This window comes from Methanolobus zinderi, from assembly GCF_013388255.1.
Classification (GTDB): domain Archaea; phylum Halobacteriota; class Methanosarcinia; order Methanosarcinales; family Methanosarcinaceae; genus Methanolobus; species Methanolobus zinderi.
Map to the genome: position 1 here is coordinate 1547685 of NZ_CP058215.1, position 24488 is coordinate 1572172.

Genomic DNA, 24488 nt, shown 5'->3' on the forward strand with positions numbered 1-24488 from the left:
AATGAAAGATGTACAGGTATCTCTGATTTGCGTCAGTTGAAGAATAAGCTCTTTCAAATTTGAATAGCAAAGTAAGCGACTGCTGCGTACCTGAATAATTTTCCCAGAAAAACAAAAATGACAAACTGAGAAAAACTGTAGTGTAACACACCTCCAGCCACGGCGATGGCATCACCTATTCCCGGTAGCCAGGTAAAAAAAAGAGAGATAGCACCATATTTCCCGAAATAGGCTTCTGCACGTTTGAGCTGTTTATCAGATATTTTCATATATTTGCTTATGAGTAAGGTTCTCCCCTTTAATCCGATATAATAAGAAGTACACGCTCCAAGAAAATTTGCTATTGATGCCACAAGAACAACACTGTGGACATTAAAATTACCAAGGACCATCAACACTAAAAGGCCTTCGGAGCCAAGTGGCAATATTGTTGAAGCCAGAAAACTTGTTACAAAGAGGCTTATGTAACCATAATCTGTTAGGAGGAGCATTAAATCTACCATGGAAGTCCCTCATCTATTTTGAAAAGTTATATATACATTCTACATATAATTACTTATGCTTAAAAAGTTGCTTAATCGTTGTTAGGGAATTATATGTTAATAATCAATTTTTTAAAAACAACATTTCAATTAAACGCAGTGAGAAGTTTATTCTTATTACTGTTTGTTCTTTTGTTAATGTCATCACCGGCATATGCAGGAACACCCATAGTTGACACTAAAGTGGATTTCACTCCCGGGCTTTATCCTGGAGAATCTGCAACTTTAGCCGTTCAGGTTTCAGAGATTGGAGGTAGCGACTGGGTGAAGGATGTCACTGTATCGGTCCAGATATCACCAGCCAGCGGAACTGTAGTAGAATCATCATCTCAAGGGACATCAAGAATTGATAAAAGCTCAAGTAAGTCGTTCTATTTCCCTGTCGAATTAAGTAAAAGTGCGGCATCAGGAACCCGTACTATTTATGTCACGGTTAAGTACTATGAGATGGATCTGCTTAATATCAACACTTTCGGGCCATATTACATACAGGATGAACAGTATTTTACCGTTAAGAATCCTTATGGAAAAATTGATGTTACAACTACTCCTTCTGATGTTGATATATATCTTGATGGAAAATATACAGGCAAATCGCCAATGACCATTTCCAGCATAATGAAAGGTCAACATAATATATTACTTAAAAAAGATGGCTACAACGACATTAGTACCAGTGTAAATGTCGTAGCTGGTTCAATAAGTTCAGTCTCAAAGAAGCTTACACAGAAAACTGGAAGCGTCAGCATATCAACCAATCCAGAAGGCGCTTCTGTAAATATAGACGGAAAATATGCAGGAACCAGCCCAATGAAGGTGGATTCACTTAAACCGGGTTCTCATACAATCTCATTAAGCATGAATGAGTACAGGGATATCTCTGATTCATTTTACATTACAGCCGGAGCTTCAACTACTTATTCAAAGAAAATGGTCAGGGAAAATGGAAACATCGAAATCGATTCCACACCAACCGGTGCAAGCGTATATCTTGCAGGCACGTATAAAGGTGTGACACCTCTGTTGCTTAAAGGGATTTCTCCTGAAAAGTATAATGTTCGCCTGACAAAGGAAGGCTACAAAGATATAGACAGATCCGTTACAGTAAATGATGGAGAAACGACTTCTGTATCAATATCAATGGACAGTCTGAGTTTTACAGAAAAAGTCAGTGCAACTGTCAGTGGCTCATCTGCAGCAAGTTCGTCTGTTACTTCAAGTAACTCATTAGAAATTAGAATCCTGCTCCCCGGAACTATAATTGTGGGGTTTTTACTCCTTATCGTCATGAGTTCCCGTAGGAAAAAGACAAGAAATACAAAACAAAAAGAACAGAATCTGACACCAGATACTGCCAAAAGTCCAGTTATCCAGAATATACATTACGGTGACAGGATAGAAACACATATACAGGATTCTGTGGTCCAGCGCTCCAATATTGGCTCAAAAATCATCTCATGTCCTTTCTGTGAAAGTACAATGCCCGGAGATGGAAATTTCTGTATGGCTTGTGGCAAGAGAATCAGATATATCCCAAAGTGATGTTGGCAAGAAAGATAGACAAAGTTATTTTCATTACATCCCCATTAACTTGACACTACTTTTCTAAAAAACTGATTAAATAATCACACAATCTCAAGCTCCTCAGAAGTACATACCCTGCCGAATTTCGGGAAAATAAAATCCAGGGCAAAATCCTGTGCCCCGTCACTTACTGAAGCCACACAGTCACTCAGCACAACACTATCATATCCCCTGTCGAAAGCTCCCCTTACCGTGCCTTCGACACAGAGATTCGTGATGGCACCTCCAAATAGCAGTGTATCACGGTTCAAGGACCTTAGTATCCTGTCGAGGTCCGTGTTGTGAAAACCATCCATAGTATGGTGTTTGGCGACTATCAGATCTTCGTAATGAGGTGCAAACTCATCGATAACCCTCCCCTGGAATGCTCCTTCCTCGCGGCTTATTTTTGTAAAATCCAGTTCCTTGATCGGCTTCCAGAAATCGATGTTAGGCAGGTTCGCATTCAATTCCTTTGATATCTGGGGCCGCAGCTCCATATTCACATAGATTATGGGTATTCTTTCAGCCCTGAATCTTTCCATGGCTTTGGCCGTACTCTCAATAATCCCCTTTTCCCGTGCGAATTTCCAGGCTTCCCACCGGGCAGCAGTTCCTTTCTCATGAAGAACGAAGTTCTGTGCATCTACTAAGATGAATGCAGTGCTATCTCTGTTGACTTTTACCACAATTTTCCCCTCCGGTAATCCCTGATTTAGCTTTTTGGTGGAGGGGATATAAGAGTGGTGGTTGAAGATAAATTTTAATCTAAAGTTTGTTTCAGGATAAGGATTTCAGATGTTAAAAATTATTGTGAATACAATTATTGTTGAGACAATAATCTTGTTGTTGTATGAGAGTTTTAAGGCAACTCTTCAATCATCTCAGAATAGAATAATGATTATTTTTGTAATCATTATGTTTTTAATCATTTTAATATCAGCAACTGAAACCTGGACTAACACAAATTGAGAGTATTAAATAAATGTTGTATTCCTGATAAAGGTCGTAAATGATAAATATTATTGTGACAACAATTATTGTTGTGACAATAAAGTCTGAATTCATAAATCGTGAGAATGAACTTGGATATATTGAAAATGAATTCTCAAAGAAAGATTTCCGATTTATTTCTGTTATCGGACGACGAAGACTCGGAAAAACCCGTTTCCTTGAACAATTCCTCAAAGGAAAATCAAAATACTGTTATGTGCTGGTTCCCGAGCTTAATGATGAAGATACCAGAATGGAGATTGCCAGGGTATTCTATGAAAAACTTGACATAGCTTTTTTGGGATTGCCTTCCTGGGACGAGATATTCGAGAAGCTGTTTATAAAGTCTCAGAAAGAGCAAGTCATCGTCCTTTTTGATGAGTTCCAGAGATTATCACGAATCAATAACAGTGTATTCTCATATTTGCAGAAACATATAGACAAATCAGCTGCAGATTCCAAGCTATTCCTGGTGGTATCAGGCTCTTCCATCGGAATGATGCATCAGATATTCGAATATGCTTCTCCGCTATACGGCAGGAGGACCGGACAGATTCCTTTTGATGCTTTCAGGTTTGATGCACTGAGTAAATGGTTCCCGAATCTGCCTGTAGAAATGAGAGTGTACGTCTATACGATCTATGGCGGTACGCCAAAGTATCTGGAAGAAGTCGAGTCTGCCAATTTGCAGGAACTTATAGTTAAAACACTTTCAAGAACAAGTGTGTTATACAATGAACCTGAGGTTCTGCTCAAAACCGAACTTAAGGAAAGCAATACCTATTTCAACATATTGAAGAACATAGCCTCCGGCGTTTCTAAGTCCTCGGAAATTGCAACAGCTTCAGGTATAAAGGCAACTTCCATTGATTACTATCTTAATATTCTGATCAATGATCTCGATCTGGTCAAAAAAGAAATTCCGGTATGTGACAAACCTTCATCCCGAAAGGCAATCTACCGGATTAACGATAATTTCTTCAGGTTCTGGTTCAGGTTCGTGTATCCATCCTTTTCGGAACTTGAAATTGGAAATTATGAAAGAGTGCTTGGAAAAATAGAAAACGAACTGGATACCTTTACAGCCCCGATATTTGAAGACATAAGCAAACAGTTCCTGCTGGAAATGAATAGGCAGGATCGTCTTCCCTTTACCTTCGAGAAGATTGGACTCCAATGGGGCAAGTTCAGGGGCGAGCCCGGAAAGAACAACTACGAAATTGATCTGGCAGCCATCAACAACAGCACAAAGGAGATACTGTTCTGCGAATGCAAGTGGCAACACCAGAAAATTGGACCCGACATAATAGCAGACCTGATGAACAAGGCCAGATATGTCCAGTGGTACAACGGGGACAGGAAGGAATACTTTGCTGTTATTTCAAGGGCAGGATTCACTCAGAAAGCGAAGGAGTTTGCTGAGGAGAAGGGAGTATTGTTGTTTGATCTGGGGGATGTTGAGAGGGTTATGGGGTGAAAGGATACAATCCTACAGAAAATCTTCCAATTCCCACACACCAAAACCTTCTTTCTCTAGTGATTCACGGTCTTCTACCGTCCTTGCAGCAACCCCTATCCTGACATCCATCCCGGATAGTTCTCCAACCAGTTTAACCTTATCTGCAGTAAAGTTAAGAATACGCCTTGCTTCATTCCCGGTAAGTTCCTTGTTCTTTATCTCAATTGCCAGAACCTTTCTGTTTTCGCGGTTTATAGCCAGAATATCGACCTCATCTCCCCTTCTGTTCCACCAGCTTCCAACATCGGGATATTCGGAAATGATATTATCTGTAATCAGTTCCCTGAGAATATCCTCGAATAATTTGCCTGTGTAGCTCTGCCACTGCTGCAGGACCTTTTCCATTATCGGATCGTAATTACCTGCCATGTACTGGCTTAGTGCAGGATATATGAAACGGCCATAGAACCTGAAGAAATTATCCTTGAGGAAATACTTGCCTTTCTTGCTTTTTTTAGGACTGTCCGTTACAGGTATCCGATATTCCACTATCCCAAGAAGGTCTGTGAGATCATAGAAATAAGGCGACAGTGAACTTGAAGATACGTGTGTCATCTCCGATATTTCACTCATGGAACACTTTCCCTGTGATATAGCAGAGATTATCTCATAATATGTGGAGTGCTCCTTGCCGAATTCCTCGATGAGTATGTCCCTTACCTCGTCCTTCAAAGGTGCGAACTCGCTGAACACGAGTTTTTCAAGAGCATCAAGAAATCCCGTGCACTGGTACTTTTCAAAGAGTCGGTAATAGTAAACAGTTCCTCCGAAAAGGAAATACAGGTTCAGCTTTTCCTGCAGGTCCGTGATACCCATGCCATCAAGCATTGTAAAGGTTTCGCGGACAGTGAATGACCGTAGGGTCAGGATGTTGTCCGCACGCTTGAAGAGCGGAGCCTTCGCCTCGATGAAGATCTTTCGTATCATGCCGATGGAAGATCCCGACACGATGAGAAAGACCCTGCAATTGTCCGCCTTCATGTCCCAGTATCTCTGTAGCTGGGTGATGAAAGGAGGATAGACCTTGAGAAATCTCTGGAACTCATCGATTGCTATCACCAAATCCCTGTCATAGGATGTGATGAATTTGAGGAAATTCTCAGGCTCCTTAACATTTATGTAATCTGGCAGGTCCATCTCCTCCCTGAGCAGCCTGTCAAACTCGTCCATGAGTATATCGATGCTCTTGTTGCTGTCCACGAAGAAGTAGATTGCTTGCCGGTTTTTGCTGAACTGTTTGATAAGCTCAGTCTTCCCGACCCTTCGTTTGCCGGTTATTACCAAGAAGGACGGCTTGCTTTTGTCGAGGAGGGACATTAAGGCGAGTTCCTTCTCTCGGTTGTAGAAGTCCATAATGATTATTTTTGTAATCATTATATTTATAATCATTGTCGAAGAAGAATCAATTTGTTAAAGATAGAATGATGAGTATGGATGAAAATTAGGATTGTCCTATCAAAAAGTTAAATTGTAGTAAAAAGCATATTTCACCCATATAAAAAAAATTAATGGTTTAAATATGCAGTGTATATTTTGTAAACACGACTCTAATGATTCTAGAAGTATTGAACATATTATACCCGAATCACTTGGAAACGAATCACACATTCTTCCTAAAGGAGTGGTTTGCGACAAATGCAACAATTATTTTTCAAGGAAGGTTGAAAAGCCTTTTTTAGATTTGGAAGTTATGAAAATTCTTCGCTTTCATCAAATAATACCGAGTAAAAGAGGCAACATTCCACCTGTTGAGGCAACGATTGGGTCCAATTATCCCGCCACGGTCATCAAGAGAATGAAGGATCCATATTTGTTTTCAATTGAACTCTGTCCTACAGCATTTGAATATGCAAAAAATACAAAAGAGGGGAAAGTTATGATTCCAGCCGGTGCACCATTGCCAGTTGGTCCAGTTGTTTCAAGGTTTTTGGCAAAGGTCGCGTTAGAAGCTATGGCCCAAAAATTAATCAAAAATCCTGCGGGCATAGAATACCTTGTAAATGAGATACAATTAGATTCACTACGGAATCATGCACGTTACGCACAAAATAATGAATGGCCTTTTTATTCCCGTAGAATACATGACCCCGACAAGCTCTGGATTAACGAAAATGGGAATAAAGTACAAGTTGTCCACGAATTTGATATTTTTAAAACAGAAGTTGGGGAGCTTTATTTTGTTCTTTCAATTTTTGGAATGGAGTTTGCCATAAATTATGCTGGGCCAGCGATAGATGGATACATTCAATGGTTAAAAGATAATGATAATGCAAGTCCATTGTATTATGGTAAAAATTCTGAATCCCTTATAAAAGGAAAAACTGAAGACTAAGACTTTATTTAAGCATACAAAAAAAATAATACAAAAAGAGTTAGAAAGTGAAGATGAACTTCACTTCTCAACAACCTTCCTGAACATCCTGGCCTGGAAGCCATGATACTTTGCGAATCCTTCGGCGTCCTTCTGGTCGATGGTGGCGCTGTCGAAGGATACTAGGTCCTCTGAGTAGAGGGCGTACGGGGATGTCCTTGCGAGTATGATAACGCTGCCCTTGTGAAGTTTCACGGTGACAGTGCCTGTTACGCGTTCCTGGGTCCTGTCGATGAAGGCATTCAGGTCATGGTAGAGTGGTTCGTCCACAAGGCCGTAGTAGGCAAGTTCTGACCACTGCTCGTCCACACCTTTCTTGAACTTGAGTTCTGCTCTTGTGAGAACCAGCTTCTCAAGGTCCCTGTGGGCTGTCAGGAGCACTGTGGCTGCTGGGTGCTCGTAGTTCTCACGTGCTTTGAGTCCGAGTACACGATCCTCGATCATATCCGTCCTGCCGACACCGTGTGAACCTGCGATCTCGTTGAGCTTTTCGATAAGCTCCACACCGCCCATCTTTTCGCCGTCAAGGGATACCGGGACACCGTTCTCGAAGCCAATTACAAGGGTCTTGCCCTCTGGTGCTGCTTCAGGTGAAACCGTCCACTGGTAGATCTCCTCCGGCGGGATGAATCCTGGGTCTTCGAGCTTACCTCCCTCGATGCTGCGGCTCCAGATATTTTCGTCAACACTCCAGGGCTTTGCGGTTGTTACACCAACAGGGATGCCATGTTTCTTGGCATACTCAATCTCCCACTCGCGGGTGAGGTTCATATCCCTCATTGGTGCGATGACATCCATGTCTGTCATTCGGAACACTGCCTCGAAACGCAGCTGGTCGTTACCCTTGCCGGTACATCCGTGCGCAAGTGCAACAGCGCCTTCCTGCTCTGCGATCTCAACAACCTTTTTGGCAATGAGCGGGCGGGCGATGGAAGTTCCCATCACATAGCCCTCATAGTCTCCGTTGGCCTTGATAAGAGGGAAGATGTAGTCCTTCACGAACTCATCACGCACATCAAGGGTGAAATGCTTGTCACTGATCTTCTGTGCCTTCTCTGTAGCCTGTTTTACATCATCCTCAGGCTGTCCCACATCAACGGCAACTGTGATTACCTCATCGTAGCCGTATTCCTCTTTGATCAGCGGGATACACACAGAGGTGTCAAGCCCGCCTGAATAAGCAAGTACAACTTTCTTTGTCATATGAAAACTCCTATCCTTCCTTTATAGAATTAAGAACTCATCATTTCCCTGTGGTACTCATTTATAGATTTTACCGCACCTTCACCATTCTTCATTGAAACGATCGCATTGGATGCAGCGATTGCCGCCTGGATTGTAGTGATGTACGGCACCTTGAAGTCAACCGCAGCACGGCGAATCCTTGAGCTGTCCTCACGTGCCTGTTTGTCCTTGGGAGTGTTAATGACAAGTGCAACCTCATAGCGGCGCATCATATCGATCACATTCGGACTGCCGTCATGGACCTTCTTCACGATACCCATCTCAATTCCGTGTTCAGCAAGTGAATCTGCGGTACCTTTAGTACCCAGCAGCTCGATTCCCGCACCCCTGAGCTTCTTTGCCACATCCACAAGCTGTTCCTGATCCTCATCCCTGACTGAGAGGAAGACCTTACCTGTGAGTGGCAGCAGGTTATCAGCACTGAGCTGTGCCTTGAAGAAAGCCCTGCCGTAATCCGGGTCCACACCCATGACCTCACCCGTACTCTTCATCTCGGGACCGAGTATCGGGTCAGCTCCGGGGAGCTTGTCGAAGGGCAGGAGTACTTCCTTAACGGAGACGTGTTTGACCTCGGGTTCCTTATCGGCCGTATAACCGAGGTCCTTCAGGCTCTCTCCCATAATCACCCTGGCAGCGATCTTTGCCAGTGGAAGACCTACCGCCTTGGATACGAATGGTATTGTCCTGCTTGAACGTGGGTTTGCTTCGAGGACATATATCTTATCGCCCCTCTTGGCCATTTGAATATTAACAAGACCTTTCACATTAAGTGCAAGTGCGATCTTGCGGGTGTAATCGCGTACTATTTCAAGAACTTCCTCTGACAGTGACTGTGGCGGAATTACACATGCAGAGTCTCCGGAATGCACACCGGCTTCCTCGATGTGTTCCATGATTGCACCGATGAGTACATCCTTACCGTCACACACTGCATCCACATCGATCTCCACGGCTCCTTCAAGGAAATCGTCAATGAGAATCGGATGTTCAGGAGATACTCTCACAGCTTCACGCATATAGCGTTCAAGGTCGGTCTGATCGTAAACGATCTCCATTGCACGGCCACCCAGCACATATGATGGTCTTACGAGTACAGGGAAGCCGATTCTCGATGATATCTCGATGGCCTGTTCCTGTGAAGTTGCATAACCGGCATCCGGCTGGTTGATTCCCAGTTTGTTCATCATCTGATTGAACTTTTCCCTGTTCTCTGCAACATCTATATCCGCAGGGGATGTGCCGAGAATCTTCGTCTTGAGATCGCTGCGCCTCTGAAGTTCTTTTTCAAGGGGAAGTGCGAGGTTAACCGAGGTCTGTCCACCGAACTGTACGAGCACACCGTCAGGGTTCTCCTTATCGATGACGTTCATTACATCTTCCAGCGTCAGAGGCTCGAAAAAGAGCTTGTCGGATGTGTCGTAGTCAGTTGAGACTGTTTCCGGATTGTTGTTGATGATATGTGCCTCAATACCTGCCTCGCGTATGGCCGCTACCGCATGTACGGTACAGTAATCGAACTCTATTCCCTGCCCGATACGTATTGGACCTGAACCAAGTATCAGTATCTTCTTACGGTCAGACGGCTCTGCTTCGCACATCTGCTCGTAGCATGAATAATAATAAGGGGTTGCTGCAGCAAATTCGGCCGCACAGGTATCTACCATCTTGTAGGTGGACTTTACACCTGCTGCCCGCCTCTGGTCATTGATCTCCTCACGGCGTTTTCCTGTAAGTTCCGCAATACGTGCATCGGTCAGACCAATGCGTTTTGCATCACAAAGCAGATCGTCAAGTATTTTTTCTGAGGAACCGGCGTCTTTTATCTTCTTTTCCATGTCAACGATGTTCTTGATCTTCCTGAGGAAGAATACATCAAAACCACTTAAGTCAGAGACTTCTTCTATGGAAAAACCATTGCTCAGGGCGTGATATATAACGAACAGACGCTCGCTTGTCGGAGTTTTGAGCAGGGTCTTGATCTCACTTGAAGACCATTCATCGGAACCTAAGTCCATATCGATATCCAGTGAACGTACTGCCTTCAGAAGTGACTCCTCAATGGTACGACCGATAGCCATTACCTCTCCGGTACTCTTCATTGAAGTGGTAAGGGTCTTGTCTGCAGTTACAAACTTGTCAAATGGCCACCTTGGTATCTTTGTGACAATGTAGTCGATGGTTGGCTCAAATGATGCTGGTGTCTGCTTTGTAACATCGTTGAGAATCTCGTCCAGTGCCATACCGATTGCGATCTTGGCTGTGACCCTGGCGATCGGATAACCGGTTGCCTTTGAAGCAAGTGCGGATGAGCGCGACACACGTGGATTGACCTCCACAATACGATATTCTCCGTCCTTTGCAGCGAACTGGATATTACAACCGCCTTCAATTCCGAAAGCCCTGATGATCTTGATCGCAGCGGTCCTGAGCATCTGATGCTCGTCATCGCTGAGTGTCTGGGATGGTGTAACCACCATGGATTCACCCGTGTGAACTCCCATGGGGTCCAGGTTCTCCATGTTACAGATTACTATACATGTATCATTTGCATCACGCATGACCTCATACTCAAATTCCTTCCAGCCGAGTACGCTCTCCTCGATCAGTACCTGACTGATACGGCTGCGGCGAAGACCCCTTTCTGTAATCTCCAGCAGTTCTTCCCTTGAATGGGCTATACCGCCACCTGCACCACCGAGTGTGTATGCGGGACGGATGATAAGCGGAAGTCCTAGCTCATCGATAAGCTCCTCTGCTTCCTTTAGTGTGGATATTGCCCTGCTGCGGGGTACTTTCTCCCCGATCTCTTCCATTTTACGCTTGAAGAGCTCACGGTCCTCAGTATTTTTTATCGCTTCCAATGGGGTTCCCAGAAGTTCTACATTATACTTCTCAAGAACACCGTGTTCTGCGAGTTCACTTGTGATGTTGAGACCTGTCTGACCTCCGATACCTGCAATGATACCATCGGGTCTTTCCTTCTCAATGATCTTCTCAACAGCCTTGACATCGAGTGGTTCGATATAGACCGCATCCGCCATTTCAGGATCTGTCATGATGGTCGCAGGGTTGGAGTTTACTAGCACGACTTCCAGACCCTCTTCCTTAAGAGACCGGCAGGCCTGGCTACCAGAGAAATCGAACTCTGCCGCCTGCCCGATCATAATAGGACCTGAACCAATAAGAAGAATCTTTTTAATATCCGTACGTTTTGGCATTATTTCTTACCTCCGGCCATTTTGAAAACCCTGTCAAAGAAAAGCTTCTCGGAATCAAGGGGACCAGGATGCGCATCAGGGTGATACTGAACACTTACAATATCGAGATTCTTGTGTGCTACACCTTCGACCGTTTTGTCGTTGGCGTTCATCTGGGTTATCCTGACTTCCGCATCTTCAAAGGTATCCGCATCAACAGCAAAACCATGATTTTGTGATGTTATATGTACGATCCCGGTTTCGAAATCCTTTACAGGCTGGTTTGCACCCCTGTGTCCGAACTTCATTTTATATGTATCCGCACCAAGTGCACGTGATATGATCTGGTGTCCCAGGCAGATACCTACTATAGGCAACTCTCCTGAGAACTTATTTACTGCCTCTATTCCTTTGACTGCCTGCTGTGGATCTCCCGGACCGTTGGATAAAAAGAGCAGGTCTGGCTCAAATGCTTCGATCTCGGATGTTGAAGCTGTACCCGGAACAACCGTCACATCGATACCTCTGGACAGCAGGCTCCTTTCTATACTCAACTTTCTTCCGAAATCCATGAGCACTACATGTACAGGATTTGAGGGATCCCTATATGGGCTCTCTATCCTGAAAGGTTCAGGACAAGTGACCTTTGAGATCAGGTCGATCTCCGAGATCCTGGGCTGCTCTCTTGCCAGTCTTACAGCCTCTTCTCCGTCATCACTTCCATTGATCAGGGCCGCACGCATTGTTCCATGCTCACGTGTCTTTATAGTAAGCATACGTGTGTCGACACCTGCGATACCGGGTTTACCTGCATCCTCCATCATCTGGAAAATGGTCTTCTTTGAGAGGTGGTGGGATGGCTCGGGACAAGCCTCCCTCACAACAAGACCTTCGGCTTTTACTCCGTCAGATTCAAAACAGCTTTCGCTGACGCCGTAATTGCCGATGAGAGGATAGGTGAACATCAGGATCTGACCCTTATAGGAGGGGTCGGTCAGAGCCTCCTCATAACCAGTATATTGAGTAGTAAAAACAAGTTCCCCGGAAACGATACCTTCGGCACCGAAGCCAGTGCCTTTTATAATAGTCCCATCTTCTAATCCTAATACTGCATTCATTGTACGAACCTGCGTCTACATGTAAGGAATAGGCTATAAGTATTACGATGGATTGCAGGTGTGAACGGTATTAATATAAAAATAAAAAAGGTTCAGGAACTTAGATCAGCGAATCTTCCGGAGGAACGAATAAACGATAAGACTGACAAGCAGGAATGAAATTATAAGCACTGAAATAATGAAATCCCTGGGGTTCTCATTGGCAAACAATCTTATCCTGTCAATATAAGGATTCATTTGCCTTTGTTCAGTATCAACTATTTCTTCCTCTTCTTCCTGCAATTGCAGATTCTGATCTTTCAGATCCATTATCCATATATTATACTCTCCGTCCTCATTGGAAACATAGGCAATTTTGCTCCCATCAGGACTCCACGCAGGTGCCCTTTCATTGGACGACACGGATGTCAGCATGGTGAAACCTTTACCGTCTGCACCCATGATCCAGATATCATAGTCCCCACCCTGATCCGATGAGAAGATTATCATATTCCCGTCTGAACTGAAAGATGGTTCCACATTATCATAGGAATTATCCAGCAACACTGTCGGTTTTACGGAATCCGTTTCCTGGACAAGTATGGCACCTTCAAGTGAGTAAACCAGTTTGCTGCCATCGGGGCTCCATGAAGGAGAGCTTTCATCACCCTGACTGTCGGTCAGCCTTTCATTGTTGTAACCGTCCGTATCCATGATCCATACATCATAGTTGCCGGCAAGTCTTGAAACATAAGCGATCTTCGTTCCGTCGGGACTTACAACAGGATCCTTAGCATCCGCGCTTTCCGTGAGCTTTACAACATTACCGCCGTCAGCATCCATCACGTGTATGCTGGTATAACGTGCAGAATAGGCTTTCTTGCTCTCGGTGGCATAATATATCCTGCTTCCGTTATGATTGTATACAGGATCCCCTTCCCATGCGAGGTTATCATATAGTTTCTTCCTGCCCGAGCCATCAGCATTCATGCTCCAGATAGCCTGATCATAAGCAAAGACCAGTTTTTCCCCATCCGGGCTCCAGGATGGGTGGTTGTAGTTGGAATCGTTGGTCAACTGAACATTTTCATTGACATACATTTCGGCTGATGCCGCATGGATCAGCAATAAAGATACAATAGCAGCAAGTACCAGACAGGCTGCTTTTTTGGGTGGAAGAAGGTGTGGGAAAGAGTACATTAAAAATATATATTCAATTTATATATTTATTAATCTTTTGTTTTAGGATATCACTCACAAGTTTTCCGTCAACCTTACCTCTGAACTCGGCCATCACCGGACCCATAAGAGGACCGATTGCTGCAAGACCCTTTTCCCTGACGAATTCCTCCCTTTCGCTGATCACAGTATCAATGAAAGCTTCGATACTCTCGGTATCAACTCCTCCTAGACCAAGTTTATCTGCCGCATCCTCGGCACTCATAGACGGATCTGCTGCCATTTCCCGAAGCACCTGGTCGATTGCTTCCTTTGAGATGTCCCCGTTTGCAACGAGTGTAAATACATCAATGAAATGATGATCATCAAGATTATCGATCTCCACACCGTCACGTTTGAGTTCGGGAAGTGTTCCGGTGAGTGTCCTGACTACAAGGGTCGCATTGATGTTCTGATTTTGGGCAAAACGTTGCATCATATCCTCAAAAAGAGGAAGATAAGTTGAATAGACTATCTTCTCGGAAAGTTCCTTATGCAGATCAAATTCGGATTCAAAGCGTTTTGCACGCTCGGTCAGCAGCTCCGGTACTTCCACTGAAAGGAAATATTCCTCTGAGACTTCAGTCTGTGGAACATCGGTTTCAGGATACATCCTTGCAGCACCGGGAAGAGGTCTCAGGTAAGAGCTGTTCCCGTCAGGCAGCGCACGCCTTGTTTCTTCGGGTACACCCTCAAGGGTCTCACGTGCTCTTATGATCACACTTTCCATGGCACCCCTGGCACGCTTTTCAGAATCTGCTACCATAACTACAGCATCATTTTCACCGGCTCCCACGGTCTCACGAAGTGAACTTACTTCATCCTCGCTTATGCCGTACTTGGGAAGCTCGTCAGTATGGAATATGCCGCCAACACCTGATGTCTTGGCGCGGTCGGAAAACTCCGTACCCAGACGCCTGCCGGGCTGTACCTCCCTGCCCACAAAACCGGCAAATCCCGGAAGCAGGACGGCAAGCACCTTGCCCTTTTTCAATGCTTTCTTTACGACCTTGGACTTTGTTTCTTTGAAAAGGTCGGTGACATCGAAGATAGTATCACAGGCCAAAGCACCTCTTTCCAGCAGCTCGTCACGGATCTCAAGCAGATTGACCTGACGTTCGACCTCCCGCTCGACAATTGTCTCGATCATATCCAGTGCCTGTACACCTTTAAGTTCAACCCTGGCACCCTTTGCAATGGAGATATTAACATCCTGACGGATGGTCCCAAGTCCTCGTTTGACCTTCCCTGTTGAGCGCAGGAGCATACCGATCTGCTGTGCGGTCTCCTTTGCATGTGCAGGAGAGATGATATCAGGATCCGTGCCGATCTCAACAAGCGGAATACCCAGCCTGTCAAGGGAATATATGATAGAATCACCCTTGTCCTCTATCTTCTGGCATGCTTCCTCCTCCAGACAGAGTACACCGACACCTACAGGTCCTACTGAAGTGTCAAGATGACCGTCCTTTCCGAGAAAAGCCGTTCTCTGAAAACCGGATGTATTGGAACCGTCCACAACGATCTTACGCATTACATGCACCTGGTCAACGGGTTTCATTTTCAGGAGCTTGCTTATGCTCAGCGCGATATCCAGGGCTTCCCTGTCAAGCTCCTTGGGTGGCTCATCATCGTTTTCCACCAGGCAGGTGGTGTCGTAGCCCTTGTAGACATATTTGCGCTTGAGTTTGGACTGTTCCAGTGCAGCCCTGTCGGTCTCACCCATCTCACTTGCAGTCGGACGCAGGTAACGGAAGAATTCATAGGTCGACTCACCGGTTTCCCTGATCTGTGTAGGGCATCGGCAGAAGAGTTTCTGTTTGGAATCAAGCTGCTGATGTATCTCAAGACCACATTTCAAACCGAGTCCGGCATAATCGAATTTGTCACTCATGGAAAATATCACCAATATTAGTATCAATCAATTTATCAGGATAATCATAGCAGTATATGATATTGTGAATCTGTCCTTAAAGATACACATGAAAATGCATAAGCATGTATAAAGTTATTGTTCGTCTTCGGACCCGGTCCTTTTGCTGAACTCTTCCCTAACTTCGGAAGCAGGCTTGCTTTCCAGCATCTTCCTTATCTTCGGACTTGTAAGTACAGGCCTTGCTTTTTCAATACGTTCTTTGGCAAGTTTGAGCAGGGAACCATCAACCTCGGGGAATTCAACCTCAACATGCTCCCTGGGAGCTTCCTTACCGACCTCAAGTGTCCGCGATGTATCAGGAAGTTTTCGTTTTCCGGTGATCATTGAATCTACGGCATCGCGCCACTGGTCCGCCCATGGAGAATCAGGAATCTCAGTATGGGCTACTTCACTGCGTGAGACAGTCATAACGTCCTTGGGACATGCATTGACACAGGCCCCACAGTAGATACAGTAGTCTTCCTTCACCGCAATCTTAGCATCGCCATCCTCGGGAACGTACCAGAGATGGGACGGGCATACGTTAAAACAGCCATGACATCCCTGCGGATCACATTTATTTATATTCGCATCCACCAGCCGAAGCTCACCCTCAAAAGGTTTCCTGAGGTCGACCGCCTCGTAGGGACAGACTACCTGACACCATGTACAACGTGTGCATTTATCATCGTCAACTGTAACATTGCCTTCTATCTGCGGAGCTTCACCTCTTTTTTCACCCTTGACCGTGATAGCATCCTCGGGACAGAGATCCTGACACAGCACACAGTAATCACATTTGTCCTCGTCCACAAGCAGGAGCTCAAAAGGCGTGGGGTCGGTCGGAGTCGGTTCTTTCTCGATCAGAAGGAAAGCATCACAGAACTCCGCACACAGGCCGCAGAAGTTACATTTATCGGTATCAATCTCGATCTCACCTTCGGCATCTTCTTTGAATAATGCTATCTCCTCTTTTTTCGGGAAGGTGAATTCCACATCAATGGCATCCTCGGGACATGATGCTTTGCAGAGGGCACATGGCAGGCATTTCTCGTTCATCCTGACATATGAATCGAATTCCGGGAACTTCTCATGTTCCGGGAAATCACCTTCTGATGTCATTTTGAATGCTTTTACCGGACAGAAACTTGCACACATTGAACAGAAAGTGCACTTATCAAGATCAAGTGTCACAGGCGGAGCATCAAGGCCAGTGGATATCTCCTGCATGGGACCGAGTTCCAGTGCCTTTGTGGGGCACAGGCCGACACAGAGACCACAGCCAATACAGCGCTTGTAATCATAATCAAGGAACTTGACTGATTCATCGGTTATCAGCTTGTAGATGAAATGTGTATCTTCCACATCCATTTCCCTTATAACTGTCAGTGAATCTTCCTCGCAATTGTCCTCACGTTTTTCAGTCATTGGGGCTCCTCCAGCAGTTCGGAACCTATAGGACCGATCTTTTCCAGATATTCAACCATGTCCTCAATCGTGTTTGCAAATTTCTCACCTTCGGCAGCGGATAACCATTCCACCTTCAGCCTTTCGGGATCGATGCCTATGTCCTTCAATACTTCCTGAAGGGCTTCCATCCTGTGCTTTGCATTGTAATTGGCAAAGATATAGTGACACTCACCAAGCCTGCAACCTGCTACAAGCACACCGTCGGCACCCTGTTCAAATGCCTCGAGCACGAATGCAGGATCAACACGTCCTGCACACATGACCTTGATTGTCCTGATATTGCTCGGATATTGAACCCGTGATGTGCCAGCAAGGTCGGCACACTTATAGCTGCACCAGTTACACAGGAATGCGATTATAAGGGGGAACTGGGACTTGACCTCGGTGGCTGCACGTATCTGCGAGAAGATCTGCTCGTCAGTACTGTTACGCATGGATATGGCATCTGACGGACAGGATGCACTGCATGCACCGCATCCCATGCAGGAAAGCTCATCCACAACAGCCTTGTGGTCAATCATACTGATCTTATTGAACTGACACACATCGGCACAGATGGAACAGCCGATACATGCATCAGGATTAACATGTGCACTGAGCGGATCGCTTTCCAGCTCACCCTTTGAGAGCAACTGCATTACCTTGGAGGCTGCTGCACTGCCCTGGGCTATGGAAACCTGTATTTCCTTGGGTCCGGAGGCGCATCCTGCTATATAGATTCCCTTTACATGAGAATCAACCGGACGCATCTTGGGATGGGCTATTGAAAAGAAACGGTCAGAACGTGTAGTCAGATTCAGCACACGGGAGATTTGGTCGGCATCCGATACGGTTTCCATACCTGTTGCCAGAATTACCATATCATACGGGTCTTCATGTATCTCACCTGCAAGTGTATCCTCATAACGCAGACTAAGTCTTCCGCTATCTTCCGGCAGTATCTCTGCAACCCTGCCACGAGTGAAGTTGATACCCATGGACTGGGTCCTTATATAGTATTCCTCGTACATCTCACCGGATGCACGGATGTCAATGTAATGAATGGTAATATCCATGTCAGGATAGCGTTCCTTGAGCAACTGGGCATTTTTCATGCTGGACATGCAGCAGACCCTGGAACAATATGGATTATCCACCTTCTCGTCCCTTGAACCCACACACTGGATGAATGCAACCTTGTGCGGAACATCTCCGGTGGACGGGACAAGCACCCTCCCCCTGGTGGGACCGGCAGCATTTAACAGGCGTTCCAGTTCCATATTGGTGATGACATCGGGATAGATTCCGTAACCGTACTCCGGCTTGCGTGACGCATCAAAGAGCTTGTAACCGGTTGCAAGCACTATGGCACCCACAGTGAACTCCAGCGTTTCCTCCTTCTGCTCATAATCGATGGCATCCGCCGGACATGCCTGCTTGCACAGGCCACAGCCAACGCAGTACTTACTGTCTATATAGACTACCTGTGGCACTGCCTGCGGGATTGGCATATTGATGGCTTTGGCCTTGCCAAGTCCGAAGTCGAATGGATTGGAAACTTCAACAGGACATACGCCACCACATTCTTCCACACAGCCCTTGCATTTGTCCTCATCCACATACCGGGGTTTTTGCTTAACGGTAACATGGAAGTTTCCCACAGAACCCGTGACCTCGCTGACCTCGGCCATCGTGATAAGATCTATGTTCGGATGGTTCTGCACATCGGTCATCTTGGGCGCGAGCACACAAATAGAACAGTCATTGGTTGGGAAAACCTCGTTGAGCAGAGCCATCTTGCCACCTATCGTGGGCTCCTTCTCAACCATGTAGACATGATAGCCCGAATCCGCAAGCGTGAGTGCGGCCTCGATACCGGCAACACCTCCCCCGATCACAAGCACATCCTTTGTGACCTCGACCTTCTCTATCTCCAGCGGATCGAGCAGTTTCAGTCTGGCAATACCCATCCTGATAAGATCAAATGCCTTCTGGGTGGCCATCTGTGGCTCTTCCTGGTGAACCCATGAGCACTGCTCACGGATGTTTACCATTTCCAGAAGGAAAGGATTAAGACCTGCCTTTGTAAGCACCCTCTTGAAAGTAGGCTCATGCAAATGAGGTGAACATGCAGCAACAAGCACACGATCAAGCTCGTTTTCCTTGATATCCTTGATTATGGATTCCTGTCCGGAATCAGAACACATGAACTGGATGTCCCTTACAACCGTAGCGTCCTCAAGATCGTTCACTTTCTCCTGAAGGGAAACGACGTTAATGGTATGGGCTATGTTCAGGCCGCAGTGACATATGTATACTCCGATGCGCATTTTGATTTTTCCTTGTTTTGAAGAATGGACGACGTGGAATGAGATATAGTTTTGGATAAAAGGAAAGAAACTTTGCTACCTATTGATCTTGAATAAAACCTATTTAAAATTGCCGGAACAAGAAAATCCATGACAAGCTAATTTTTAAAACAGGGCAATAGCCTGATAACCTGCATTTGTTAAAAAAGGTAAACACCTGATTGATGCACCTATTTTTAATTAAATAATCTATAATCCTCTCTTTCTGGAGTATCCGATCGGAAACTGTCTTACTTATAACACAGTATCACCAATATACTGGTATCCAAAAGATATCAATTAGTAAATGGTGAAAAATATGTTCTGCTACCAATGTGAAGAAACTCTTAACGGAACCGGATGTACAAAGAATGGCGTTTGTGGAAAGAAAGGCGATGTTGCAGACCTTCAGGATGATCTCATGTATCTGCTGAAAAGCATTGCATTCTATAACTCAAAGGCAAGGGCAAATGGCCTGAATGACGCAAGGACAGACAAGTTCATGCTTGATGGAATGTTTGCTACGGTCACAAATACCAATTTCAGTAAGACGGATTTTGAAAGACTTATCAGTGAAGGCTTTGAGATAAAAGACGGCATAAAACAGAAACTGCTCGCTGCAAAGGTAATTGATGAAAAGTCCGGCTCTTCATTCCCCAGGTGGATCAAAGAGAAACTTCTCGGAGCAAGCCCGAATGCAGGTCAGGAGCTTCCGCTTATGGCAAAGGTCACACCCGAAAGCCTGGCTAACATAAACACAGGCATCCTTGCCACCGAGAATGAGGATATTCGCTCTCTCAGGGAATTGCTGACCTACGGTCTGAAAGGTATAGCTGCTTATGCCCATCATGCAAGTGTGCTTGGTTACAGGGACGACGATATCATGGCTTTCATGGAAAATGCCCTCCTGGCTACAATGGATGACGAGATGGGAGTTGACGAACTTGTCCCAATGGTTATGGAATGTGGTTCAAAGGGTGTTGCTACGCTTGCACTCCTCGATAAGGCAAATACCACCACCTACGGCAACCCTGAACCTACGGCCGTCAATATCGGAGTTCGTGAAAATCCTGCCATTCTCATAAGCGGACACGACCTGCGTGACATGGAACGGCTCTTGGAGCAGACACAGGGCACAGGCGTCGATGTCTACACACACGGGGAGATGCTGCCTGCAAATTCCTATCCTGCCTTCAAGAAATACGATAACTTTGTTGGCAACTATGGCGGATCATGGTGGAAACAAAAGGAAGAGTTCGAGAAGTTCAACGGTCCGATACTCATGACCACAAACTGTCTGGTTCCACCGAAGGAAAGCTACCTCAACAGGATCTACACAACAAGTATCGTCGGATTCGATGGAGTCACACACATAAATCCAGACGAGAACGGAGCCAAGGATTTTTCAGCCATCATTGAGCAGGCAAAGGCATGCAAGCCACCCGAGCAGCTAGAGGAAGGCACTATCATGGGAGGGTTTGCACATGTTTCCGCACTTTCAGTAGCTGATAAGATCATTGAGGCAGTTAAAGCCGGACAGATAAAGAAGTTCATTGTCATGGCAGGATGTGACGGAAGGCACAAGGAAAGAGATTACTACACCGACTTCGCAGAAGCACTTCCTGAAGACACCGTAATCCTCACTGCAGGCTGTGCAAAGTACAGGTATAACAAGCTTGACCTTGGAGACATCGGCGGAATTCCGAGGGTTATAGATGCAGGTCAGTGTAATGACTCCTACTCGCTGGTTGTCATAGCACAGAAGCTTGCCGAAGCCTTCGGACTTGAAGATATTAATGACCTGCCGGTATCATATAACATTGCCTGGTACGAACAAAAAGCAGTACTTGTACTGCTCGCACTGCTGAGCCTTGGTGTTAAGAACATCACGCTTGGCCCGAAGCTTCCGGCATTTGTTTCACCGAACGTACTCAATGTACTGGTCGAGCAGTTCAACATCAGGCCAAATGCAACAGTTGAAGAAGACCTCAAGGTCCTTCTTTAAACTATTTCAGGAAAACATTCCTAAGCTAATATTTACATAATGATATTCAGGGAAGTGGAAAATATGAAGATAACAAATTACAAAGATGCAGAGAAGAAGGATAACCCTCACGGGGTCGCCGTGAATAAACTCTATGATACGGAACATGCACAGGTAATGCATATAGAACTAAAGCCGGGAGAGAAGTTAAAGAAACATTCGACTCCAGTTGACGCATTCTTCTATGTACTTGAAGGCGAAGGCATCGTGGAAATAGGAGACGAACAGGAAAAAATCACAAAGGATATGCTTGTGGACAGTCTTGCACGAATTCCCCACCGGCTGATGAACGAAAGTGATTCTGTCTTCCGTTTCCTGGTGGTGAAGGTGCCACGTCAGACGGAGAAGACCAGGTTATTATAAGCCTAGATTAGACATTCTACCTTCTATTTTCTATTTTTGATTATACGTCGGCTTCTGTTTACTGATAAAACGTTACCATATGTTATCGCCTGTGGGAAATTCATAAATAAGGATATCAGGAATATATCTTTCATACTTCTAATCTGATTTATCGGAGATTATCTATGACCGAACTTGCACCAATTATGGAAAAGACACACGAATGGGCATCAAAATACGCAAAGAAGAAGGGTTTTATCTTAAACCCGGATGAAGAGATGCTTCACATGGTCATTGAAGGGCTTTCCAGAAATAAGCATGAGCATGGGAAACAATACTGTCCGTGCAGACTGAGGACCGGCGATATCAAGGAAGACCGCAAGATAATCTGCCCCTGTGTATATCACGAGGACGAGATCGAAAATGAGGGCAATTGCCACTGTTCTCTGTTCTTTAAGGCATGAGAGATATACCTGTAAGAGGTTCTCAAAATGGCAACTGTAATGGAAATATACCAGCTTCTACCGAAAACCAACTGCAAAGAGTGTGGGAAATCCACATGTATGGCATTTGCCGTTGACCTTCTTGCCCGCAAGTTCAAGGTGGAGGACTGTAAGCCACTCGTAAACGAGGACAAATATAAGGAGAACTACCAGAAACTCTCGGAAATGATAACTCCGGTGGGAGATGTTACTGAAACCGGGCTTATAGTTCATGAGGACAAATGCATAGGTTGTGGCAACTGTGTGGTCGCCTGTCCCGTGAACGTAGCTGCCGATCCTGCCGGTGCCGGAAGCGGTAAAGCTCCCACATCTGATAAGGTAATTCTAAAGGTCGAGGACGGTGTGGTCAAGGCGATGAATGTGCAGGAATGCAGACGCTTTGGCGAGAACAAAATACTCTGTGTTGCCTGTATAGACACCTGTCCTACAAAGGCCATAGAGTTTGTATAAAGGACATAGTTCTACGGGGGAATGGAATTGAGCGATGATTATTATGTATGCACGGGATGTGCACTCCTGTGCGATGATATAAGTGTAAAGGTCGAAGATGAAAAACTAACAGCAGTCCATGCTGCCTGCAGAAAGGGAGTCGCATTCATGAAAGGGTGCAGCCACCCCATGGAAGCCACGATCAATGGTGAAACAGCCGATGTAGAGTCTGCAATAAAGGAAGCTTCAAACATCCTGAAAAAAGCAGAGCATCCATTGATCTTCGGACATGCGAATTCAAGCAGTGCAGCACAGTTCAAGGCCATAGAGCTGGCCAGAAGGACAAATGGCTATCTTGACGATACATCATCATTCTGCCAGGGCCCTCTTATCGAAGCCATTATGGAAGATAAACTGAAGACCTGTACCCTGGATGATGTAAGACATAAGGCTGACGTAATAATCTTCTGGGGATCAGACCCTGCAAGTGCTCATCCAAGACACATGTCACGCTATTCCTATTTCCCGCGAGGAAAGGAGCGCCAGAGAGGATGGGAAGAGGACCGTACCGTGATAGCTATCGATGTTAGAAAATCCGACACCGCGGAGATATGCGGTAAAAACGGGCTTTACCAGATTCCTGTTAAAGGTGATGCCGAGTTCATGGATGCCCTGGTAAGTGCGCTTTCGGGCAAGGTACCAAAGACATCCTATGATTTTGATAAAAAACGCCTGCTTGAGCTTGCAAGTATCATGAAGAAAGCAAAATTCGGAGTCATATTTGCGGGACTTGGAATGGTCTACTCACTCGAAGACAATGAGCCTCTATACAGGCTGATGGAGAAGCTCAACTCGGTTTCAAATTTCCATGTAATCCCGATGTCAGGACACTATAATATGGTAGGATTTAACAAGAACCTCTTCGGGGAAACAGGTTACATCAACAGGGTAAAATTTGAAGGCGAAGAAATAAAGCATGGTCCCGAATACTCTGTCGTGGAAGCCCTGCGGAAAAAAGATATCGATGCCGCACTTGTCATAGGTGCAGATCCGTATTCAAGCCTTCCGCGCTCAATTGTCAGGCATCTTGAGGACATACCGCTCATAGTCATTGATCCGTGCCAGACCCTGACCTCTACCAAAGCCGACGTTACGATCCCCTGCGGGCTTGTAGGTGTTGAATCCGGTGGCACTGCCGTTCGTATGGACGGAGTGGAAGTGGAACTCAAGCAAATAGTTGAATCCGACCGCCTGTCGGATGAGGATGTAATGACAAAGATACTGGAGGGACTATAATGGCAGGATTCGGACAATTCCTTTCATCTCCTGAAGTAAAATTGAGAATTGTGACCTACAGGGATGCATTCCAGGATGCTGCAAAGGTAGAGTCGCTTTTTGGAGAAGAATATGAGAAACTATCCGCAGTAATACTTCTTGATCAAAAAGATATCACAAAACTCTCGATAAAAGAAGGTGAAACGGTCATCCTCAAGAACAGTTCCGGCAAAGTTGTTGTCAAAGCACAAAAGTCCGGCTACGAGCAGCCACACCCTGGAATCGGTTACATGGTTAACAGCCCCTGGTCCAACGCGCTTGTGCCAGAGGACGCCGGTGGCACAGGAGTACCTGCATTCAAGGATTTCGAGGTAGTCGCATCCGGCTCAAAGGAAGAGAAAGTTACCGGGATCAAGGAAATAATCTGATATTTTCGTG

19 protein-coding genes are annotated in these 24488 nt (G+C 45.4%); 9 read left to right on the forward strand and 10 right to left on the reverse strand.

What is annotated here, in order from left to right:
- Positions 1–53: 53 nt before the first annotated feature.
- Positions 54–503, reverse strand: a complete 450-nt coding sequence (locus HWN40_RS07615; protein ID WP_176965172.1) for a YqaA family protein — start codon at positions 501–503, stop codon at positions 54–56.
- Positions 504–596: 93 nt separating this feature from the next.
- Between HWN40_RS07615 and HWN40_RS07620 the strand changes: the two genes are divergently transcribed.
- Positions 597–2084, forward strand: coding sequence for a PEGA domain-containing protein (locus tag HWN40_RS07620; protein ID WP_176965173.1), 1488 nt, complete (start codon positions 597–599; stop codon positions 2082–2084).
- Positions 2085–2167: 83 nt separating this feature from the next.
- On the opposite strand, the gene HWN40_RS07625 is transcribed toward HWN40_RS07620, so the two are convergent.
- Positions 2168–2794 carry a cysteine hydrolase family protein gene (locus HWN40_RS07625; RefSeq protein ID WP_246275867.1) on the reverse strand — a complete coding sequence of 209 codons (627 nt, stop codon included), beginning with the start codon at positions 2792–2794 and terminating at the stop codon, positions 2168–2170.
- Between the two features lie 356 nt (positions 2795–3150).
- Here HWN40_RS07625 and HWN40_RS07630 point away from each other — a divergent pair, with 356 nt between their 5' ends.
- Positions 3151–4575 carry an ATP-binding protein gene (locus HWN40_RS07630; RefSeq protein WP_176965174.1) on the forward strand — a complete coding sequence of 475 codons (1425 nt, stop codon included), beginning with the start codon at positions 3151–3153 and terminating at the stop codon, positions 4573–4575.
- Between the two features lie 12 nt (positions 4576–4587).
- On the opposite strand, the gene HWN40_RS07635 is transcribed toward HWN40_RS07630, so the two are convergent.
- Entirely contained in the window at positions 4588–5970 is a 1383-nt protein-coding gene (locus tag HWN40_RS07635) for an ATP-binding protein (protein ID WP_246275868.1), read from the reverse strand.
- 166 nt (positions 5971–6136) lie between these two features.
- Between HWN40_RS07635 and HWN40_RS07640 the strand changes: the two genes are divergently transcribed.
- A complete protein-coding gene (locus HWN40_RS07640) occupies positions 6137–6949 on the forward strand; it encodes an HNH endonuclease (protein ID WP_176965176.1) in 813 nt (270 codons plus the stop codon).
- A 60-nt stretch (positions 6950–7009) separates the two neighbouring features.
- Here the strand turns inward: HWN40_RS07640 and HWN40_RS07645 are convergent, their stop codons facing one another.
- From HWN40_RS07645 to hdrA2, 7 genes are all read right to left on the reverse strand, one after another.
- Positions 7010–8191: an argininosuccinate synthase gene (locus tag HWN40_RS07645; protein WP_176965177.1), complete on the reverse strand. Its 1182-nt coding sequence runs from the start codon at positions 8189–8191 to the stop codon at positions 7010–7012.
- A gap of 29 nt (positions 8192–8220) precedes the next feature.
- Positions 8221–11451, reverse strand: coding sequence for a carbamoyl-phosphate synthase large subunit (gene carB, locus HWN40_RS07650; RefSeq protein ID WP_176965178.1), 3231 nt, complete (start codon positions 11449–11451; stop codon positions 8221–8223).
- Positions 11451–12548 (reverse strand): glutamine-hydrolyzing carbamoyl-phosphate synthase small subunit, encoded by a 1098-nt coding sequence (gene carA / locus HWN40_RS07655; protein WP_176965179.1) that lies wholly within the window; start codon positions 12546–12548, stop codon positions 11451–11453. Before carA ends, carB begins: the two co-directional genes overlap by 1 nt.
- Positions 12549–12653: 105 nt before the next feature.
- Entirely contained in the window at positions 12654–13727 is a 1074-nt protein-coding gene (locus HWN40_RS07660) for a DUF5050 domain-containing protein (RefSeq protein WP_176965180.1), read from the reverse strand.
- A 13-nt stretch (positions 13728–13740) separates the two neighbouring features.
- Entirely contained in the window at positions 13741–15639 is a 1899-nt protein-coding gene (gatE, locus tag HWN40_RS07665; protein ID WP_176965181.1) for a Glu-tRNA(Gln) amidotransferase subunit GatE, read from the reverse strand.
- Between the two features lie 114 nt (positions 15640–15753).
- Positions 15754–17088 (reverse strand): 4Fe-4S binding protein, encoded by a 1335-nt coding sequence (locus tag HWN40_RS07670; RefSeq protein ID WP_176965182.1) that lies wholly within the window; start codon positions 17086–17088, stop codon positions 15754–15756.
- Complete coding sequence (gene hdrA2, locus HWN40_RS07675) at positions 17085–19439, reverse strand: CoB-CoM heterodisulfide reductase HdrA2 (RefSeq protein WP_176965183.1); 2355 nt, start codon at positions 19437–19439, stop codon at positions 17085–17087. The genes HWN40_RS07670 and hdrA2 overlap by 4 nt, the downstream gene beginning before the upstream one ends.
- Before the next feature lie 337 nt (positions 19440–19776).
- Here hdrA2 and hcp point away from each other — a divergent pair, with 337 nt between their 5' ends.
- The 6 genes from hcp (at position 19777) to HWN40_RS07705 (ending at position 24478) form a co-directional block, all read left to right on the forward strand.
- The gene (gene hcp / locus HWN40_RS07680; RefSeq protein ID WP_176965184.1) at positions 19777–21462 is read left to right on the forward strand and encodes a hydroxylamine reductase; all 1686 of its coding nucleotides are present in this window, start codon (positions 19777–19779) and stop codon (positions 21460–21462) included.
- A 63-nt stretch (positions 21463–21525) separates the two neighbouring features.
- Complete coding sequence (locus HWN40_RS07685) at positions 21526–21864, forward strand: cupin domain-containing protein (protein WP_176965185.1); 339 nt, start codon at positions 21526–21528, stop codon at positions 21862–21864.
- A gap of 164 nt (positions 21865–22028) precedes the next feature.
- The gene (locus HWN40_RS07690) at positions 22029–22307 is read left to right on the forward strand and encodes a ferredoxin-thioredoxin reductase catalytic domain-containing protein (protein ID WP_176965186.1); all 279 of its coding nucleotides are present in this window, start codon (positions 22029–22031) and stop codon (positions 22305–22307) included.
- A 27-nt stretch (positions 22308–22334) separates the two neighbouring features.
- Positions 22335–22796 (forward strand): (Fe-S)-binding protein, encoded by a 462-nt coding sequence (locus HWN40_RS07695; protein ID WP_176965187.1) that lies wholly within the window; start codon positions 22335–22337, stop codon positions 22794–22796.
- A 27-nt stretch (positions 22797–22823) separates the two neighbouring features.
- Complete coding sequence (locus HWN40_RS07700) at positions 22824–24071, forward strand: formylmethanofuran dehydrogenase subunit B (protein WP_176965188.1); 1248 nt, start codon at positions 22824–22826, stop codon at positions 24069–24071.
- Positions 24071–24478 carry a molybdopterin dinucleotide binding domain-containing protein gene (locus HWN40_RS07705; protein ID WP_176965189.1) on the forward strand — a complete coding sequence of 136 codons (408 nt, stop codon included), beginning with the start codon at positions 24071–24073 and terminating at the stop codon, positions 24476–24478. Before HWN40_RS07700 ends, HWN40_RS07705 begins: the two co-directional genes overlap by 1 nt.
- The last annotated feature ends 10 nt before the right edge of the window (positions 24479–24488 follow it).

Excerpts from the sequence above, each read along its gene's own strand:
- HWN40_RS07615 (WP_176965172.1), bottom strand. The coding sequence starts at position 503 with ATGGTAGATTTAATGCTCCTCCTAACAGATTATGGTTACATAAGCCTC.
- HWN40_RS07620 (WP_176965173.1), top strand. The coding sequence starts at position 597 with ATGTTAATAATCAATTTTTTAAAAACAACATTTCAATTAAACGCAGTG.
- HWN40_RS07635 (WP_246275868.1), bottom strand. The coding sequence starts at position 5,970 with ATGGACTTCTACAACCGAGAGAAGGAACTCGCCTTAATGTCCCTCCTC.
- HWN40_RS07640 (WP_176965176.1), top strand. The coding sequence starts at position 6,137 with ATGCAGTGTATATTTTGTAAACACGACTCTAATGATTCTAGAAGTATT.
- HWN40_RS07645 (WP_176965177.1), bottom strand. The coding sequence starts at position 8,191 with ATGACAAAGAAAGTTGTACTTGCTTATTCAGGCGGGCTTGACACCTCT.
- carB (WP_176965178.1), bottom strand. The coding sequence starts at position 11,451 with ATGCCAAAACGTACGGATATTAAAAAGATTCTTCTTATTGGTTCAGGT.
- carA (WP_176965179.1), bottom strand. The coding sequence starts at position 12,548 with ATGAATGCAGTATTAGGATTAGAAGATGGGACTATTATAAAAGGCACT.
- HWN40_RS07660 (WP_176965180.1), bottom strand. The coding sequence starts at position 13,727 with ATGTACTCTTTCCCACACCTTCTTCCACCCAAAAAAGCAGCCTGTCTG.
- gatE (WP_176965181.1), bottom strand. The coding sequence starts at position 15,639 with ATGAGTGACAAATTCGATTATGCCGGACTCGGTTTGAAATGTGGTCTT.
- HWN40_RS07670 (WP_176965182.1), bottom strand. The coding sequence starts at position 17,088 with ATGACTGAAAAACGTGAGGACAATTGCGAGGAAGATTCACTGACAGTT.
- hdrA2 (WP_176965183.1), bottom strand. The coding sequence starts at position 19,439 with ATGCGCATCGGAGTATACATATGTCACTGCGGCCTGAACATAGCCCAT.
- hcp (WP_176965184.1), top strand. The coding sequence starts at position 19,777 with ATGTTCTGCTACCAATGTGAAGAAACTCTTAACGGAACCGGATGTACA.
- HWN40_RS07685 (WP_176965185.1), top strand. The coding sequence starts at position 21,526 with ATGAAGATAACAAATTACAAAGATGCAGAGAAGAAGGATAACCCTCAC.
- HWN40_RS07690 (WP_176965186.1), top strand. The coding sequence starts at position 22,029 with ATGACCGAACTTGCACCAATTATGGAAAAGACACACGAATGGGCATCA.
- HWN40_RS07695 (WP_176965187.1), top strand. The coding sequence starts at position 22,335 with ATGGCAACTGTAATGGAAATATACCAGCTTCTACCGAAAACCAACTGC.
- HWN40_RS07705 (WP_176965189.1), top strand. The coding sequence starts at position 24,071 with ATGGCAGGATTCGGACAATTCCTTTCATCTCCTGAAGTAAAATTGAGA.